The organism is Jujubicoccus corallicola (assembly GCF_047345645.1).
Taxonomy (GTDB): domain Bacteria; phylum Pseudomonadota; class Alphaproteobacteria; order Rhodobacterales; family Rhodobacteraceae; genus JBLEFH01.
The window spans coordinates 77716-95574 of record NZ_JBLEFH010000004.1 but is presented as its reverse complement, the minus strand read 5'-3'; the positions used below and the strand labels follow the sequence as shown (position 1 = coordinate 95574).

Here is a 17859-nt window from a genome sequence, read left to right as displayed (position 1 = left end):
ATGAACATCATTGGCGTGGAGACGCTCCAGCTCGAAGAATTCGACAATTTCGTCTGGGTGCGGCTTCATACCGATGAGGGTCTGATCGGGCTCGGCGAGACCTTCCGCAACGCCGCAGCCGTGATCGCCTATATCCATGAAACCTGCGCACCGCATCTTTTGGGCCAAGACCCGATGGACCGAACCCGCATCTCCCACGCGCTCCGCCACGACATCGGCAACCGGTTCAACGGTTTCCCGACGCGCTCCATCGAGATCCGGGGCAACTCCGCCATCGACATTGCTCTTTGGGATCTCTGGGGGCAGGCCCTCGGCGCGCCCATCACCACGCTGCTCGGCGGGCGCTTCCATGACCGGCTGAGGGTTTACAACACCTGCGCGAATTCCGGCTATAACGGAAAGGCGCGCGCGGGTTACGACACGCAGATTTTCTCCCGCAAAGACCCGGCGCCCGCATCCATCAGCCGCCAAGAGGATCTGCTGATGCAGGTCTATGAGCCAGCGCGGCTGGCGCAGGAATTGCTTGATGAGGGCATCACGGCGATGAAAATCTGGCCATTCGATCACGCTGCGCGGGAGACGCGCGGGCAATGGATCAGCGCGGCGGAGATGACGGATGCGCTCTGGGTTCTCGAAGAAATCCGCAATCAGGTCGGCGACCGGATGGATGTGATGATGGAATATCACGGCCTCTGGTCCCTCCCGCCCGCCAAGGAGATCGCCCGCGCCACCGAAGCCTATGGCATTTTCTGGCAAGAGGACCCGATCAAGCTCGACAATTTCGACGATCTTCGGCGCTACAAAGAAGCGTCGACCACACGTCTCGCCGGATCGGAAAATCTCGGCACGCTCCCGTGGTATCGCGAGATGTTTGCGCGCGGCGCAATTGATGTGGCGAATTTCGACCAAAGCTGGGTTGGCGGGCTGACTGAGGGCCAGCGGGTCGCGCATCTCGCCATGGCCTATGACCGCACCATCTCACCCCATGACTGCACTGGCCCGGTGACGCTGCTCGCCAATCTCCAGCTCATGGCCGCCATGCCAAATGCGCTGATTGTCGAGACCGTCCGTTCGCATCTCGAAGGGTTCTACCGCGAGGTGATGACCGACATGCCAGCGGTCACGGACGGTCATATCGCGCCGCCGAGCGGGCCGGGCCTAGGCGCGGCGCTGAACAGCGATGTGCTTGCCCGCAGCGATCTGCGGCGCACCATAAGCGGCAAAAGCTGTGACTGACGCGCCGACGGTCATTACGATCCCGCCACCGGGCCACACAATAAGAAGGAAGACACCATGACAGATGCCACACATCCCACCCGGTCCGGCGGACAAATCCTCGTGGATCAGTTGCTTATCCATGGTGCCGACTGCGCCTATTGCGTGCCGGGCGAGAGCTATCTCGACGTGCTGAACGCGCTTTATGACGTGAAGGATCGCTTCACCCTCTACAATGCGCGCCACGAGGCCGGGGCCGCCGATATGGCCGAAGCTTACGGCAAGCTGACCGGGCGGCCCGGCATTTGCATGGTGACGCGCGGCCCCGGTGCCTGTCAGGCGGCGGTCGGGGTGCATATCGCCTATCAGGATTCGACGCCGATGATCCTGCTCGTCGGTCAGGTCGGGCGCGGCACGATGGACCGCGAGAGTTTTCAGGAAATCGACTATCGCCAGATGTTTGCCCCCGTCGCCAAATGGGCCGCGCAGATCGACGATGCCGCGCGCATCCCCGAATATATGGCGCGTGCGTTTCGGGTGGCGACCTCCGGGCGGCCCGGCCCCGTCGTTCTCGCGCTGCCCGAAGATATGCTGAAAGATCAAGTCGCGGTGCCCGATGCGCGCCCCTATGCGCCCGCCGTGCCCGCGCTCACCGCAGAGCAAGCGGCCTCCATTGGCGCGGCGCTGCGCAAAGCGAAGCGGCCCATGCTGCTCGTCGGCGGTTCCGGCTGGAGCGACGAGAGCTGCGCCGATCTGCTGCGATTTGCCGAAGCGCATGACCTCCCCGTCGCCACCTCCTTCCGCCGGCAGGATCTGATCGACAATCGTTCCGATTTCTATGTCGGCGATTTTGGCACCGGCGTTGCGCCAAGCCTCGTGGCCTCGCTCGCCAAAGCGGATCTCATCCTGACCATCGGCGCGCGGCTTGGTGAGATCGCCACCAAAACCTACACGACCCTGAGCGTCCCGACCCCGGAGCAAACCCTTATCCACATCCATGTCGATGCGGACGAGATCGGGCGGGTCTATTCCCCGGATCTCGCTTTCGTCTCCGGCCCGGCCGCCGCCCTCCGCGCGCTGGCGGATCTCAAGCTAGAGATGCTCGCGGAAAAAGATTGGCGGGAGACCTTGCGGCAGGACTATCTCGCAGATGCCGAGCCGCCCGCCCACGACTTCCCGCTCAACATGGGCGACGCGATGATCGCCCTTCGGGATATGCTCCCGAACGATGCCATCATCACGCTCGACGCGGGCAACCACACCGGCTGGCCCCAACGGTTCCTGCGCTTCGGGCGACCCGGCCGACAGATCGGCTCCACCTGCGGCTCCATGGGCTACGCGGTCCCCGCTGCCGTCGCCGCGTCGCTGCAAGATCCCAAACGCCAGGTCCTCGCCTTCGTCGGCGATGGTGGGTTCATGATGAGCGGCAACGAAATCGCAACCGCCGTGCAACACGGCGCGCGCCCCATCGTCCTGGTGTTCAACAACGGCACCTACGGAACCATCCGCATGCATCAGGAACGTGACTATCCCGCCCGCGTCTCCGGCACCGACATCGTCACCACGGATTTCGGCGCGCTTGCAAAAGGCCTCGGCGCCGCATTCGCGCGCGTCGACCGGACGGAAGATTTCGCCCCCGCGATCCAAGCCGCTTTCGCGAGCGACCGCCCGACAGTGATTGAGCTGATCACGGATCCGAACCAGATCTCGACGCGCACGACGGTGGCGAAGTTGCGGGGGAACTAGACTCTGGCGGTGGTCCTTTTCTCTTAGGTTCGCGCTAGCGGATAGAACGCAGTCTAAGTGCGCCTTCGCGGCTGACCTCTCCCAAGGAAGACATTGTGGCCGAACGCTGACGACTAGATCTGTCGTTTTCCGGCCCCATCTTCATGCTCCAACCGACCAAGTTGTATCGCAAGATAGCTGACAGCAAACGATCTGTAGCAGGAAAACAAGCCAACGAATGTCATTAACGAAATTTTGGCATGCCAAAATTTTGACATGCAGAAATTTTGCTGTTATACAAATTATGTCAGCTCAACAGGTGACAGAATTTTAGGGAGGAAAATCATGAAACTATTGCAAAGCACGGCGATTCTTGCGGCTTTGACGCTGCCGGGTGCGGCTCTCGCGCAGGACAGCTTTCCGAACGGCACCATCGAAGTTGTGACCCATTCGGGCGCAGGTGGCGGCTCGGATACGACGGCGCGGATGATGATGCGGTCGGTCTCCGAAGTGCTCGGCACGGATATGGTTGTGGCCAGCCGTCAGGGCGGGTCGGGTGCCGTTTCTATGGAATATGTGAACAGTCAGCCTGCGGACGGGCAGACCATTCTCGTTTGGACCACCGGTCATGCCGTGACCCAAGCCAAGAATGGCGCGGAAGGGGCCGAGGGCTTTATCCCGATTGCGCGCGGCACCAATGATCCGCAGGTGCTGATGGTCAAATGCGGCGTTTATGACGATACGCAGGCCTTTATCGACGCGCAAAAAGACGAGTCGATGTCTTATGGCGTGACCCATGTGGCCAATATCGACGATGTGTCGGCCTTTATGTTCGCCAAGGCCGCCGAATTGTCGCAGCCGGAAATCATCCCCTTTGAGGGCGGCGGAGATCTGCTGACCAATCTCGTCGGCGGCAATGTCGATGTGGGCGTTCTCAACTACGGTGAAGCCGCCTCGCAAATCGATGCGGGTGAAGTCTGCCCGATCGTCGTGATGGGCAGCGAGCGTTTGGCGACCGCGCCGGACACGCCGACAACGGCAGATCTCGGGATCGATGCGGATTTCGCGACCGTGCGCGGTTTTGCGGTCAAGGAAGGCACGCCGGATGAGGTCGTCACCGCGCTGCGTGAGGCGATGATGGAGGGCATGCAGAGCCCGGAATATATCGAATTCCTTGAAAGCCAGGGCCTTGAGGCTGGGTCTGTCGCCGATGCGGATGTTTGGGGCGAGCAGATGAACAACTCGGTCAAGCAAATGCGCGAGGCGCTGGTGGAACTCGGCTACGTCGAGAACTGATGGCACAGGCTGGCCGCGTCGTTGCGCGCGGCCAGCATTGAACGGGCCTTCGGGGAGGAAAGCCGATGCCACATCACGTCACAAAATACATGCCACTGGTGCTGTGCGCGCTGATCACCGCCTTTGCTTTCGGCTGGTCCTACACCTTCAAGAAGGTGCCGCCCATGCTCATTCAGGGATTTCAGCCGGGCGCATTTCCGCGGATGGTCGCGACGGTCATCATCGTGCTGGCAGCCTTCGGGATCTGGCGCACGCTGAAAGGCAAGGAGCCCGAGGAGGACACGAGCCCTCTGCCGCGGCCCTTCCATATGACATTGCTGGCGCTGCTGATCGTCGGGCTGCTCATGCTTACCAGTGACTTCCTGCTGGCCCTCATGGCGGGCTGTTTCGGCATCGCCTATTTCTGGGGTGAGCGGCGACCGCTTGTGCTGATCGCGCTTGGCATCGTCGCCCCGATCCTCGTCGTCCTCTTCTTCGATACCGCGTTTCAGGTGCGTTTCCCGCGCGGTTTCCTCATCAACCTTTATTACGGGTGAGATCATGGTCGATATTCTCTCAGGTCTGACCGCGCTCGCCGATCCCGGCCTTCTGCTGCTGATCGTCGTCACCACGCTGGTTGGCACGGCGATTGGTGTGCTGCCAGGTCTCAATGCGACTACGGGTGCGGCGCTCCTGCTGCCCTTCACCCTCACGATGGACCCGGTGGGCGCAACCGTGGTGCTGGCGACGATCTACGGCTCGGCGACCTTTGCCGGGGCGATTACCGCGATCTTGATTAATACGCCCGGCACCTCGGCTTCGGCGACGACCTGTCTCGATGGCTATCCGCTCGCCGCGAAAGGTGAGGCGGGGCGCGCGCTCGGCGTCGCTACGATTGCCTCGACGATTGGCGGGTTCATCTCGATTATCTTCCTCTTCTTCGCCGCGCCGCTCATGGCGGGTCTGGCTTATGATTTCGGCCCGCCGGAATATTTCGCGCTGACGCTTTTCGGTCTCTCGATGCTCGCAACTATTGGCGGCGGGTCGGCCATCAAGAACCTGATTGCGGGGGCCTTCGGTGTGCTGCTCGCGACCGTTGGCGTGGACCTTCTCACCGGCGTCGAGCGCTACACTTTCGGCACCAACGCGCTTTATGATGGCATCGGCTTCGTGCCCGTGATGATCGGTATTTTCGGCATCGCCGAGCTGCTGCGGCAGTCCACCGATCTCGACGGGGAGCGCCGCCTGATTTCCATGCGTGCGGTGAAACTCCCAAGCATGGAGGATCTGCGCCGCATCCGTACGACGATCCTGCGCGGCACCGGGATCGGCACCTTTATCGGGGTGCTGCCCGCCGAAGGCGCGACGATTGCCTCGATGATTTCCTATAACGAGGCGCGCCGCTGGTCGAAGAACAAGGATAATTTCGGCAAGGGCGAGATCGAAGGCATCGCCGCCTCGGAATCGGCCAATAACGCAGCCATTGGCGGCTCACTTGTCCCGACCCTCGCGCTCGGTATTCCGGGCAGCCCGACCGCTGCGATCATTCTCGCCGGTCTGCTGACCCAGGGCATCCAACCGGGACCGACCCTTTTCCAGGAGCAGGGCGAATTCCTAGGTGTGATCTTCGCCGCGTTGCTGGTCGCAAACGTCCTCTTTATCGCTGTCGGCATTGGCGGCGCACCGATCTTCGCGCGGATCACGCTGATCCCCGAGCGTATCCTGTGGCCGCTGGTGTTCCTCTTCTCGATTGTCGGGGCCTATGCGATCCGTCAGTCCGTGGTGGATGTCATCGTGGCGCTGGCCTTTGGTCTTATCGGTCACGCGATGATCCGCACGGGTTTCTCCGTCGTCTCGCTCGCCATCGGTCTCGTGCTCGGGGCCATGGTGGAGCAGCGGCTTGGCCAGTCCATCGCCATGTTCCGCGGAGACTGGTGGCTGATGTTCACCCGCCCGATTGCCCTCGTGTTTTTCGTGCTGACCGCCGTGGCGCTTTTCGGCGGCCCCATATTCAAACTCTTTAAGAAAAAGGAGATCTCGTCGTGAGCAAGATCAAATCTGTCCGCACCCGTGTCTGGCATTGGACAGGGCCGACCGTGCCGCCGCAGGGGCATTTCTGCACCAACGCGTCCGACGCGCTCTACGACAAGGGCGACGCGATGTCCTCCTTCCGCTTCCATCAATGGTTGACCTGTGAGGTCGAGACCGAGGATGGCGCGATCGGGATCGGCAACGCAGCGCTCGCGCCGACCGTGACCAAGAAGGCGATCGACGAATGGATGGCCCCGCTGATCATTGGGGAAGACCCGTTCGACTACGCCTATCTTTGGGAAAAGATGTATCGCCGCACCCATGCCTGGGGCCGCAAAGGGATCGGCATGACGGCCATTTCGGCGGTGGACATCGCGATCTGGGACCTGATGGGCAAGCTTGCGGGCAAGCCTGTGTTCAAACTGCTTGGTGGGCGAACCAAGGAGAAAATCCCGGTCTATTATTCCAAGCTCTACGCGGACTCTGTCGAAGCCATGCAGGCGGAAGCCGAGGAAGCGATGAAGGGCGGCTATACCGCTTATAAGACCCGCTTTGGTTTCGGCCCGAAAGACGGCATGCCGGGGATGCGCGAGAACCTCAAACGCGTCGAGGCGCTGCGCGAGGTGATCGGTTATGACAACGACATCATGCTCGAAGCCTATATGGGCTGGAATCTCGACTATGCGAAACGGATGCTCCCCAAGCTCGCCAAATACGAGCCGCGTTGGTTAGAGGAGCCGGTGATCGCCGACGATGTGGCGGGTTATGCGGAACTCAACGCGATGAATATCGTCCCGATTTCCGGCGGTGAGCATGAATTCTCGATCATCGGCTGTGCGGATCTTCTGCGGCGCGGCGCGGTCAGCGTCCTGCAATATGACACCAACCGCGTGGGCGGCATCACCGCGGCGCAAAAGATCAACGCCATCGCCGAAGCGTTCCAAGTCCCGGTGATCCCGCATGCCGGGCAGATGCACAATTACCACCTGACCATGGCCAATGCGAATTGTCCCGTCAGCGAATATTTCCCGGTCTTCGACGTCGAGGTCGGCAATGAGCTGTTCTACTACATCTTCGAGGGCGACCCGGAGGCGAAGGACGGCTTCCTGCAACTCGACGACAACACGCCGGGTCTCGGGATTTCGATCACCGAGAAACATATCGACAATTTCCGGATTGAGGAGTGAGTCCCATGGCTGCGAACACATTGACCGGGGCTTGGCCCGTTGCGCCGACGCCCTTCAACGAGGACGGAACGCTGGATCTGCCGGGCATGTCCCGCGTGCTCGATTGCATCGTCGATCAGGGGGCGGATGGGGTCTGTATCCTCGCCAATTATTCTGAGCAGTTTCTGCTGTCCGATGAGGAGCGCGAGACGCTGACCCGCCATTGTTTGGACCATCTCGGCGGGCGTCTGCCGGTGATCGTCACGATCTCCCACTACGCGACGCAAATCGCGGTGGAGCGGGCGCGACTCTCCAAGGATCTTGGGGCCGTCGCGGTGATGATGATGGCTCCTTACCACGGTGCGCTGATGCGCGGCACGGCGGAGCAGACCTATGAGCAATTCGCCCGCGTTGGCGATGTGGGCATCCCCATTATGGTGCAGGACGCACCGCTCTCCGGGGTGGAGCTGCCTGTCCCGCTGCTCGTCAAAATGGCCCGCGAGATCGAGATGCTTCAGCATTTCAAAATCGAATGTGTTGGCTCGGCGGCGAAACTGCGCGCCCTGATTGCCGAGGGCGGCGATCACATCGTCAGCCCGCTAGACGGCGAGGAGGGCATCACCATGCTCGCCGATCTCGATGCCGGCGCGACCGGGACGATGTGCTCCGCCATGATCCCCGAACTCATCCGCACGGTGGTGGAAGACCACCGCGCCGGAAACCGCGACGCCGCCGTCGAGGGCTACTCGCGCATCCTGCCCGCCATCAACCATGAAAACCGCCAATGCGGCTTCCGCGCGGCCAAGGCAGCGATGAAGGAAGGCGGGGTGATCGCGTCCGATTTCTGCCGTCATCCCGTTGCGCCGCTTTCGCCGGAAACGCGGAATGAGTTGCTTGATCTCTTGCGCCCACTCGACCCCATTGCCCTAAGATGGGGCCGGTAAAGCAAGGAGCGAAGTCATGTCGAGTCAGAAGCCACTTGAGGAAGAACTGGCGGAATTGGCCCCCATTGAGGGCCGCCGGACGCTGTGCGACGAGGTTGCCGACCGGCTTCGCGAGTTGATCCTCCTCGAAAAACTCGCGCCGGGGGCACCCGTGCGCGAGCGCGAGCTGGCCGAAGCGCTCAAGATCAGCCGCACCCCGCTCCGCGAGGCGCTGCGTATCCTCGAAATGGAAGAGCTGATCATCTACTCGCCCACCCGGCGGCCGTTTGTGGCGGACCCGGATCTGGAGACCTTGGAGCAAAACCTCTCTGTGCTCGGCGCCTTGGAGGCGCTGGCCGGGGAGCAAGCCTGCGAACACGCGACCGACGACGAGATCGCGGAGATCGAAAGCATTTGCCAGGCGATGATCGACGGCTCCGATGTGGAGGACCCGATGACGTTTTTCCGCCGCGATATGGAATTTCACAAGGCCATCGTCGCCGCGAGCCGCAACCGCCCCCTCTTGCAAACACAGCAGCAATTCAACGCCCGGCTCTGGCGCGCGCGCTTCATCTCGTCGCGCCGTCAACCGGATCGTCCCCGCACCTTGCGGCAACATGAAGATGTGGTGCGCGCACTCGTCGCCCGTAACGGCCCGGCCTGTGCGGCCGCCCTGCGCCGCCACCTCGAAACCGCCGTCGAAAACATCACAAAAACACGCACCGAAGAGATTGAGGAGACCAAAACATGAAGCCGCGTATAGGCATTATCCCCGGCGATCCGAGCGGCATTGGCCCGGAGCTGACCGCCAAACTCATGACCTCCGAAGGCGTGCATGAGGCCGCCGAGATTCTCCTGATCGGCGATCGCTGCGTGCTGGAACTTGGTATGGAGCAGGCGGGCGCGGATTACGCGCTGGTTCCGGCTGGTCGCGAGGATTGGAAAGCGCCGGAAGAGGGTGTCGCTTGGCTTGAGACCGAGACCATTGCTCCCGAGGAGATCGAAGTTGCCAAGGAGACGACCCCCTCCGGCCGTTCGGTTCTGGAGACGATGGATATCGCGTTGGAGATGCTTCAAGCGGGCCAGATTGACGCGTTCGTCTTCGCGCCATTCAACAAGGCGGCAATGCATCTCGCTGGCCTGACGCACTCCGATGAGCTGCATTACATGGGCGAAAAGCTTGGCGTGAGCGATTATCTGTCCGAGCTCAATGTGCTCGATGGCATGTGGACCTCTCGCACAACCAGCCATATCGCGCTCCGCGATGTCGCCGACACCATCACCGCCGAGCGCCTCAACGACGCCGTGGATGTGATCGACAAGACGCTCCGCCGATCCGGTGTGAAACGCCCGCGCATTTCGGTGGCCGCGCTCAACCCCCATGCAGGCGATGGCGGCAATTTCGGGCGCGAGGAAATCGACGTGTTGCGCCCCGCCGTGGAGGCGATGCAGCTGCGTCAAATGCCCGTCGATGGGCCGTGGCCGTCCGATACCGTGTTCCTCAAGCTCAAGGCTAAAGAGATCGACGCTGTGGTCACCATGTATCACGATCAAGGTCAGATCGCGTTGAAATTGCTGGGCTTTGATCGCGGCGTGACAGTGCAGGGCGGCATTCCCTATCCGGTGACAACGCCCGCCCACGGCACGGCTTTCGACATTGCCGGGAAGGGCGAAGCCCAAGTAAGCGCGATGCGTCAGGCCTTCGATATCGCCTGCGACATGGTCGCAAATTGGGAATAAGCGTTCCCGAAACAGCACGAGTTTAAAAGGAGCTTACGATGACCTTCACCCCCCACGGGAAGCATTTGATCGCGGGCGACTGGGTATCTGGCGAGCGGAGTTTCGCGTCGGAGCCAGCGCATGGTCCGAGCCACGAGTTCAGCGTCGGCTCGGTTGATCTGGTGAACCGCGCCTGCGAGGCGGCGGAAGAGGCGTTTTGGAGTTATGGGTATGCGAGCCGCGAGGAGCGCGCGGCGTTCCTCGACGCCATCGCCGATGAGATCGACGCGCGCGGTGAGGCGATCACCGAGATCGGGTCTCAGGAAACCGGCCTGCCCGAGGCACGCCTGCAAGGCGAGCGTGGACGCACGGTTGGCCAACTTCGCCTCTTTGCAGAACACATCCGCAAGGGCGACTATCTCGACCGCCGCCATGATGAAGCGTTGCCGGACCGCGAACCGCTCCCGCGCCCCGATCTGCGGATGATCCAGCGCCCCATCGGGCCGGTCGCCGTGTTCGGTGCCTCCAATTTCCCGCTGGCCTTCTCGACCGCTGGCGGCGACACGGCGGCGGCCCTCGCCGCGGGCTGCCCGGTCGTGGTGAAGGGCCACTCTGCCCACCCCGGCACCGGCGAGATCGTCGCCGAGGCGATCCATTCCGCGATTGAAAAAACCGGCATGCCGAAGGGCGTCTTCAGCCTGATCCAAGGCGGCAATCGCGAGGTGGGCCAAGCGCTTGTCCAGCATCCGCTCATCAAAGCGGTCGGCTTCACCGGCTCGCTCGGCGGCGGACGCGCTCTTTTCGATCTCTGTGCGCAGCGCGACGAGCCGATCCCCTTCTTCGGCGAGCTCGGCTCGGTCAATCCGATGTTCGTGCTGCCAGAGGCCGCGGCCAATCGCGGGGAAGAGATCGGCACCGGCTGGGCGGGCTCGCTGACCATGGGCGCCGGGCAGTTTTGCACCAATCCCGGCATCGCGGTGATCGAGAAGGGTGCGGCTGGCGACGCCATCGTCTCCGCCGCCAAAGCCGCGCTCAGCGAAGCCGCGCCGCAAACCATGCTGACCGACGGCATCGCCAAAGCTTACCGCGACGGCCAAGCCCGTTTCGAGGGCCGCAACAGCGTAACGCCTCTACTCTCGACCGAGAGTAAAGGCCGCGACGCCAGCCCGAACCTCTACGAGACCGACGCGGAAACCTATCTGCAGGACCACGCCCTTGGCGAAGAGGTGTTCGGCCCGCTCGGCCTCGTGATCCGGGTCAGCGGCGTCGACGAGATGGAAACGCTGGCGAAGGGCTTCGAGGGCCAACTCACCGCCACCCTCCACATGGACGAGGGCGACACAGACGCCGCCCGACGCCTGCTCCCGATCCTCGAGCGAAAAGCGGGCCGGGTGCTCGCCAACGGCTTCCCAACCGGTGTGGAAGTCGCCGACGCGATGGTCCATGGCGGGCCCTACCCGGCGAGCACAAACTTCGGCGCAACCTCGGTCGGCACGCTCTCTATCCGCAGGTTCCTCAGACCGGTGAGCTATCAGAACATCCCGGAAAACGTGCTGCCGGTGGATTTGCGGCAGGAGCTAAAGGGCTGGATTTTATAGTCCGTTTTATCTTTCGGACGCTTTCTAGCCTTATAGCTCCTCATCAGATCGTCGATGAGATTTTCAATAGATAACTCATCAGAAGCGGCCCCATGCAGTTTTGAAAAAGCATGGGGCCGCCGTTTTTAGATGAAGGATAACCCCCTCACCCGCGCGGCTTATATGCCACCGCGTCGACTTCCACTTTGGCGTCCACCATGATTTGGGAGCGGACGGTGGAGCGGGCGGGGCCGCCGTTAGGGAAATAGCTCGCGTAGACGCGGTTGAAGGTCCAGAAATCGCGGGGATCGTCCAGCCAGACGCCACATTTCACGACGTCTTCGAGCGTGCAATCGGCCAGCGCCAGGGCGGCGATGAGGTTTTCCATCGTCTTGCGGGTCTGCGCTTCGATGCCGCCGGGCTCGATCTCGCCGTTTTCCTTCATGGCGACCTGGCCGGAGATGAAGACGAAATCGCCCGCGCGCACGGCGGGGGCGAAGGGTAGGGGCTGTCCGCCTGCGCCGGTCCGGTCTGCGCCGAGGCGTTCGATATGTTCACTACTCATGAAAAAGACTCCTGATTTGGGGGTGAAAAGAAGGGGCGAGCGAAGCATGGCAAATCACCAGACTTTCCCGCGTGCTGTGACCGGGGTGGAGCAGAGATGCTCGTCGCCCCGGACAAGTTCGACCGCGTGGAGCATGTTGCTGACCACGCAGGCATGGTTAGGGATGATGCGGACGCGCTCGCCAATGGCGAGGTTCATGTTGTCCGCGATCAATACGCCATGTTCCTCGGAGAGATTGGCGATTTTGATGTCGGGCCGACCGAGGACATGGCCGTGGCCGTCGAGGCCGAGCAGATCCGAGGTCAGCACCTTGGTGCCTGCGTCGATCACGGCGCGGGTCGGGGTCGGGGTGGAGACCACGGTGGCGAGCACGCTGAGGGCGCAATCCTCCCATTCGCAGACGCCGCGTTCGACCAGCGAGCGGTCGTTATAGATATAGGTGCCTGCGCGATATTCGGTGGCGGTCGAGACCTGTTCGGCTTGCCACATGCCCGGCGAGCCGCCATTGGAGATGACGGGCACGTCGAGACCTGCTGCTTCGATCTTGGCTTTGGCGCCCGCCAGCCAGCGCTCGACCTCGGCTTCGCGCCCGACGGGCGGATAGGTCATCAGCCCGCCGAAGCGCAAGCCGGGGCTGCCTGCGATATAGCGGGCGAGGGCGGCGGCCTCGTCGGGGGTCTGCACGCCACAGCGCTCCGCGCCGGTGTCGCATTCCACCAGAACGGTGAGCGGGTTTGGCGGGCTTGGCGCGCGGCGAAACGCCTTGGAGAGCCCGTCCACCGTCGCGCGGCTGTCCGCCACCACGCTAATGTAGACCTCTTCGGCGAGTTGCCGCAGGCGCGCGAGCTTGTCGCAACCGACGATGTTGTAGGTGATCATCACATCCCGGACGCCGCCCTCGGCGATCATCGCATCGGCTTCGGAGATCTTCTGGCAAGTGATCCCGATGGCGCCCGCCGCGATCTGACGTTTGGCGAGCATGGGCAGTTTGTGGGTCTTGATATGGGGCCGGTGCTTGAGGCCATGGGCATCGCAATAGTTCTGAAACCGCACGATATTGGCCTCAGCGACATTGAGATCGACCAGCACGGCCGGGGTTTGAATGCGGGGAAACATCAGTTCTTCGGGACCTCATGCGGATTCTCGACGATCGGCCAGATCTGGCGCTCCAGTCGGGTATAGTGGGTCTTGCGCGGGTCGTTTGGATAGGGACCTTCGACGGCGGCGTAGAGGATTTTCGCCGCGATCTTGGCAAAGGCGCCGTGGAAATGGTTGGTGGATTTCACGATCAGGGCCTGTTTGCTCAGGGCGTCGACACCGAGATTGGTGAAAAGGTCAGGTGAGAAGGCCTGCGCCCGGTTCGAGTTCAGCACAATCTCGATGCCATTCGCCTCGACCACGGCGGAATCGCCGAGCGGGACGATGGAGGTGCCGAAACTCTGCACCGCATTGCGCGCGACCCGGCGGACGGTCACATCGAGATCGACCGGCTCGCCCGCCATATCCGAGGTTTTGCCGCCGATGCGCAGGCGCAGCGACGCGCCTTCGCCCGCCGCGTGGCAGAGCCGCACGGCCATCGGGTCCCAGATCGTGCCGAAAGCGATGTTGCTAAGGCCCATTTGAAGCGCCTCGCGCAGGATGATCGTGGAATCTCCGGCCACGCCGCCGCCCGGATTGTCCCAGACATCGGCGATGACGACCGGGCGCTCGGGGAACGCCATGGCTTCGGTGAGCGCCTCGCGGGCGGTGAGGAAATCGGGCTTGGTACGGCCACGCAGGGCGAAAAGTTTCATGCCCAGATGCTGCGCCAGCCGGTCCCCACAGACGCGGTTGTCGTCGGTAATCACGATGATTTTCGCGCCGAGGTCGGGGCTGTCCCCGGCCATGAAGCCGTGAATGGCGGAGATCGACAGCGCCGTTTCCTTGGTCTCCAGCCGCGTCATGCGATCGACAAAACCGCGCATCGGTTCCTTGCTGGTGGGCAGCACATCCATCATTTTCACGTCGAACACCGAGATCTTCGGGTTGATCTCGCCGCGCACGGCGCGGAGCGTGAGATCGACACAGGCCTCACCGGTCTCAACGAAATCTGTGTGCGGGAATTCCTTGAAAACGGTGATGATATTGGCGTTGTCCGTGCGTTTGGCGCTGAGATGGCTGTGCGGATCGAAAGTCACACCGATCTTCACATCCTCGCCGACCATCTCGCGGATACGCTCGATCAGCACGCCTTCGCAATCGACGCAGTTCTCCGCGATCATCGCGCCATGCAGACCCAGAATAACCGCATCAACAGGCATCGCCGCTTTGAGCTGGCCCAGAACCTCGTCGCGAAGCCGGTCCCAAGTGGCGGCATTCACGATGCCGCCGGGCTCGGCCCAGGTTGCGGTCCCTTCGATCAGCTCAATCTCGCCTGCACGGGAGCGGCGGCGCAGAGCGGGGAACACGGCGCTACACAGGGTGGGGGATTCAGGGTGTTGGCCGGGGGGCGCGTAGAAGCTTTGTTGGAAGTCTGTGAAATCCGCCCGGAGCGGGGAGAATGTATTGCATTCCGTTGCAATGGACGCGCAGAAAACGCGCATATCAGATCAATCCTTCTTGGAGAGGTCAGCGACCCGAAGGCCGCTGACCGGGGGCGTGTTATTGGAGATACACCGTCTCGTTGGCGGCGTTCACCTCGGTCTTGAGCTCTTCGAGAAGCTCAACAGCCTTTTCGTCAAGATTTTCAGCGATATAGGCCTCGAACACCGGTTGGGTCGCATCCGCCATGGACTGGCGCTGCTCCGCGGTGAGCGAGGTCACCTCCATCTGATCCATCAGCCCGGCAAGGCCGCGATCCGACGCTTCGATGATCCGGCTGATGCCGCGGCTCGCCTCGACGCAGTTTTCGGCTGCATTGTGCAGAACCGTCCGCTCGCTGTCGCTCAGGCTTTCATAGAAGGCCCGGTTCATCAGGAAGGTGTAGGGCGAGAAGAGGTGGTTGGTCAGGGTCATATATTCCTGCACCTCGGAGAAATTCGAGAAGGAGATGATCGGCACGGGGTTCATCTGCCCGTCGATCACACCCGTCTGAAGCCCCGAATAGACCTCGCCCCAAGCCAGCGGATAGGCCTCTGCGCCAAGCGCCTGCATGATCTTCTGGTGAGACGGCAGGGTCATGGTGCGGATACGGATCCCGTCGAAATCCTCCAACTCCGAAATCGGCTGCTTGGAGTTGGTAACGGCGAAGAACCCGCCCGTGTCCGGGAAGCCCAGAACCACCACATCGCCCAGTTCCGCCTCAATATCCGCGGCGAGGGATGTGCCGAACGGGCCGTCGAACACCTCATAGGTCGAGCTGTTGTCGGCGAAGGCAAAGGGCAGGTTCAGCACGTCGATGCGCGGGTAATAGCTGGCGAGCGCGCCTGTGGAGGTCAGCGTCGCCTGCAAGATCCCGTCGCGGACCTGCTGGACATGCTCGGCGGCGGTGCCAAGCTGGTTGGAGCCGAACACCTCGACGGTCACGCTGCCATTGGTGCCGGCTTCGAGGATGTTCGAAAAGACGGCGGTGCAGGCGTGGGCCGGGTTCTCAAACGGGTCCATCTTGTTGTCGTGACCGAATTTGATGACCCCGCCATCGGCCATCGCCGTGCTGGCTGTCAGCATCGCCGCAAGGGCCGCTCCTGTCGCTAGATGTTTCATAGTTCCTCCTTGTTGGTTGGTTTGGTTAAATCAGGCAAATCCGAGCAGGCGCGGTAGCAAGAGCGCGGCGTCTTCCCAGAAAGCAAAGATGAAGAGCACCGCAATCTCGGCGATCAGGAAGGGAAAGAGCTTGATCGCAATGCGTTCGAGCTTCTCGCCCGTCACTGAGGACAGCACGAAGAGGCAGGCCCCGACCGGCGGCGTCATCAGCGAGATGTTCAGCGCCAGCACAAAGATGATCCCGGCATGGATCGGCTCCAGCCCGATCTGCTCGGTCAGCGGCACGAGGACCGGCGCGAGGATGATCAGGATCGCGGTAATGTCCATCACCATGCCGACGATCATCAGCAAGCCGATGATGATGGCGATAATGACATAGCGGTTGTCGGAGAGACCCAGCACCCCTTCGGCAATCATCTGCGGGATGCGCTCGAAGCTCATCCACCAGCCCAGGATGCTGGCAAAGGCGATGATGACGAAGATGACGCCGGTGATCCGGGCCGTGCGCACCAGCATTTCGTAGAAATTGCGAAAAGTGAGGGTGCGGTAGACGAAGATGCCGATGAAGAGCGCATAGCCGACGGCGAGGGAGGCCGCTTCGGTCGGGGTGACGATCCCGCCGAGGATGCCGCCCAGGATGATGACCGGCATGGCCAGTGCGGTGAGCGAGGAGATGAACGTCTGCCAGACTTCGCCCAAGGTCGCGCCGCGCTCGCTCTTCGGAAGGTTCTCGCGGTTGCCGCCAAGCATGATGACGATCATGCAAACCGCGCAGATCACGAGACCCGGCAGCAGACCCGCCGCGAAGAGCCCGGCGATGGAGACGCCCATGAGCGAGCCATAGACCACCATCAGCCCCGAAGGCGGAATGGTCGGCCCGATGATCGACCCGGCGGCGGTGACCGCGCAGGCATAATCGCGTTTGTAGCCTTCCTTCACCATGGCCGGCACCAGCGTGCGCCCGAACGCGGCCGCATCGGCGGTGGCCGAGCCGGTGAGGCCCGCGAAAAACACCGAGGCCAGCATGTTGGTATGGGCCAGCCCGCCCCGGAAGCGCCCGACGAGAACCTGCGCGAGCTTTACCAACCGGTCGGTAATGCCCGTATCGTTCATGACTTCACCCGCGAGGATGAAGAACGGCATGGCTAGGAAGGGGAAGATATTGAGACCGTTGAAGATTTTCGACGGACCGACGGCGAGAAACTGCGTCCCGCCCATGTCGATCAACCCGACGAGACCGGCAAAACCGATGGCAAAGCCAATGGGCATCCCAAGGGCGATAAGCAGAATGAAAGCGCAAAGAACCCAGATCATACGGCGTCCTCCTCAAAAAGCGGTTCGCTGTGCTGGCCCGTGTCCCGAATGAGGACGAGCAGCATTTGCTGGGAGGCGATGCCCGCGGAAACCGGGATCGCGGCATAGAAGGGCTGGAGGCTCGCGCCGAAGATCATGGCCTGACGGTTGGCCCCGCTCGCGGCGAAGGAGATGCCGAACCAGAACACGTAGAGAAACAGCGTCAGCGCGAGGATATCCATCAGGATGAGAATCGCGCGGCGCAGCCCGGCGGGCAGGCTCTGCACGAAGGCGGTCAGCCCGATATGTTCGCGCCGGGCAATGCCGCTGGAGACCGCGAGCATCGACGCCCAGATCATGAGATACCGCGCCAGCTCCTCCGGCCAAGGCAATTGCCAATGAAAGAAATAGCGATCCGCCACGCCCAGCCAGACATCCAGCACGAGCGCGAGCATGAGGGCGGCGACAACGGCCTCGACCCCTCTGTTGATACGGTCGCTGGCGATTTCAGCAAACGCTTTCACGACACATCCTCCCCAGATTAATTTGTAATTGAGTTACAAATTAATCTGAATGAACGCGCAAATCAATCAATCTATGTTACTAAGGTACATATTCTTTGTCGCATACCCTGATTAAGCCGGAAAAAATCGGCGGAACTGGCCCATCCGGGAGATTCAATGTAGCTA

At 62.0% G+C, this 17859-nt stretch carries 16 protein-coding genes; 10 read left to right on the top strand and 6 right to left on the bottom strand.

What is annotated here, in order from left to right; all coding sequences use genetic code 11:
* The 10 genes from ACMA5I_RS08175 to ACMA5I_RS08130 all read left to right on the top strand — a co-directional run bounded on the left by ACMA5I_RS08175 (position 1) and on the right by ACMA5I_RS08130 (position 11652).
* Positions 1 to 1236: a mandelate racemase/muconate lactonizing enzyme family protein gene (locus tag ACMA5I_RS08175; RefSeq protein WP_525885764.1), complete on the top strand. Its 1236-nt coding sequence runs from the start codon at positions 1 to 3 to the stop codon at positions 1234 to 1236.
* Positions 1237 to 1293: 57 nt separating this feature from the next.
* Positions 1294 to 2961: a thiamine pyrophosphate-binding protein gene (locus ACMA5I_RS08170; protein WP_525885763.1), complete on the top strand. Its 1668-nt coding sequence runs from the start codon at positions 1294 to 1296 to the stop codon at positions 2959 to 2961.
* Between the two features lie 324 nt (positions 2962 to 3285).
* Positions 3286 to 4236, top strand: coding sequence for a Bug family tripartite tricarboxylate transporter substrate binding protein (locus tag ACMA5I_RS08165; protein ID WP_525885762.1), 951 nt, complete (start codon positions 3286 to 3288; stop codon positions 4234 to 4236).
* A gap of 65 nt (positions 4237 to 4301) precedes the next feature.
* Positions 4302 to 4772 carry a tripartite tricarboxylate transporter TctB family protein gene (locus tag ACMA5I_RS08160; RefSeq protein WP_525885761.1) on the top strand — a complete coding sequence of 157 codons (471 nt, stop codon included), beginning with the start codon at positions 4302 to 4304 and terminating at the stop codon, positions 4770 to 4772.
* 4 nt (positions 4773 to 4776) lie between these two features.
* The gene (locus tag ACMA5I_RS08155; protein ID WP_525885760.1) at positions 4777 to 6261 is read left to right on the top strand and encodes a tripartite tricarboxylate transporter permease; all 1485 of its coding nucleotides are present in this window, start codon (positions 4777 to 4779) and stop codon (positions 6259 to 6261) included.
* On the top strand, positions 6258 to 7433 hold the full coding sequence (locus tag ACMA5I_RS08150) for an L-rhamnonate dehydratase (protein ID WP_525885759.1): 1176 nt from the start codon (positions 6258 to 6260) through the stop codon (positions 7431 to 7433). The genes ACMA5I_RS08155 and ACMA5I_RS08150 overlap by 4 nt, the downstream gene beginning before the upstream one ends.
* Positions 7434 to 7438: 5 nt before the next feature.
* Positions 7439 to 8356 carry a dihydrodipicolinate synthase family protein gene (locus ACMA5I_RS08145; RefSeq protein WP_525885758.1) on the top strand — a complete coding sequence of 306 codons (918 nt, stop codon included), beginning with the start codon at positions 7439 to 7441 and terminating at the stop codon, positions 8354 to 8356.
* 16 nt (positions 8357 to 8372) lie between these two features.
* Positions 8373 to 9086 (top strand): GntR family transcriptional regulator, encoded by a 714-nt coding sequence (locus ACMA5I_RS08140; protein ID WP_525885757.1) that lies wholly within the window; start codon positions 8373 to 8375, stop codon positions 9084 to 9086.
* A complete protein-coding gene (locus ACMA5I_RS08135) occupies positions 9083 to 10075 on the top strand; it encodes a PdxA family dehydrogenase (RefSeq protein WP_525885756.1) in 993 nt (330 codons plus the stop codon). The genes ACMA5I_RS08140 and ACMA5I_RS08135 overlap by 4 nt, the downstream gene beginning before the upstream one ends.
* 38 nt (positions 10076 to 10113) lie before the next feature.
* On the top strand, positions 10114 to 11652 hold the full coding sequence (locus ACMA5I_RS08130; RefSeq protein WP_525885755.1) for an aldehyde dehydrogenase (NADP(+)): 1539 nt from the start codon (positions 10114 to 10116) through the stop codon (positions 11650 to 11652).
* A gap of 145 nt (positions 11653 to 11797) precedes the next feature.
* Here the strand turns inward: ACMA5I_RS08130 and ACMA5I_RS08125 are convergent, their stop codons facing one another.
* Genes ACMA5I_RS08125 through ACMA5I_RS08100 form a run of 6 tightly spaced genes read right to left on the bottom strand, consistent with a single transcriptional unit; the run spans position 11798 to position 17694 of the window.
* Positions 11798 to 12196 (bottom strand): RidA family protein, encoded by a 399-nt coding sequence (locus ACMA5I_RS08125; RefSeq protein WP_525885754.1) that lies wholly within the window; start codon positions 12194 to 12196, stop codon positions 11798 to 11800.
* Between the two features lie 54 nt (positions 12197 to 12250).
* Positions 12251 to 13312, bottom strand: a complete 1062-nt coding sequence (locus ACMA5I_RS08120; RefSeq protein WP_525885753.1) for a D-TA family PLP-dependent enzyme — start codon at positions 13310 to 13312, stop codon at positions 12251 to 12253.
* Positions 13312 to 14778, bottom strand: coding sequence for a M81 family metallopeptidase (locus tag ACMA5I_RS08115; protein WP_525885752.1), 1467 nt, complete (start codon positions 14776 to 14778; stop codon positions 13312 to 13314). Before ACMA5I_RS08115 ends, ACMA5I_RS08120 begins: the two co-directional genes overlap by 1 nt.
* A 58-nt stretch (positions 14779 to 14836) precedes the next feature.
* Positions 14837 to 15877: a TRAP transporter substrate-binding protein gene (locus tag ACMA5I_RS08110; protein WP_525885751.1), complete on the bottom strand. Its 1041-nt coding sequence runs from the start codon at positions 15875 to 15877 to the stop codon at positions 14837 to 14839.
* Positions 15878 to 15907: 30 nt separating this feature from the next.
* Positions 15908 to 17191 carry a TRAP transporter large permease gene (locus ACMA5I_RS08105; RefSeq protein WP_525885750.1) on the bottom strand — a complete coding sequence of 428 codons (1284 nt, stop codon included), beginning with the start codon at positions 17189 to 17191 and terminating at the stop codon, positions 15908 to 15910.
* Complete coding sequence (locus tag ACMA5I_RS08100) at positions 17188 to 17694, bottom strand: TRAP transporter small permease (protein WP_525885749.1); 507 nt, start codon at positions 17692 to 17694, stop codon at positions 17188 to 17190. The genes ACMA5I_RS08105 and ACMA5I_RS08100 overlap by 4 nt, the downstream gene beginning before the upstream one ends.
* Positions 17695 to 17859: the final 165 nt, after the last annotated feature.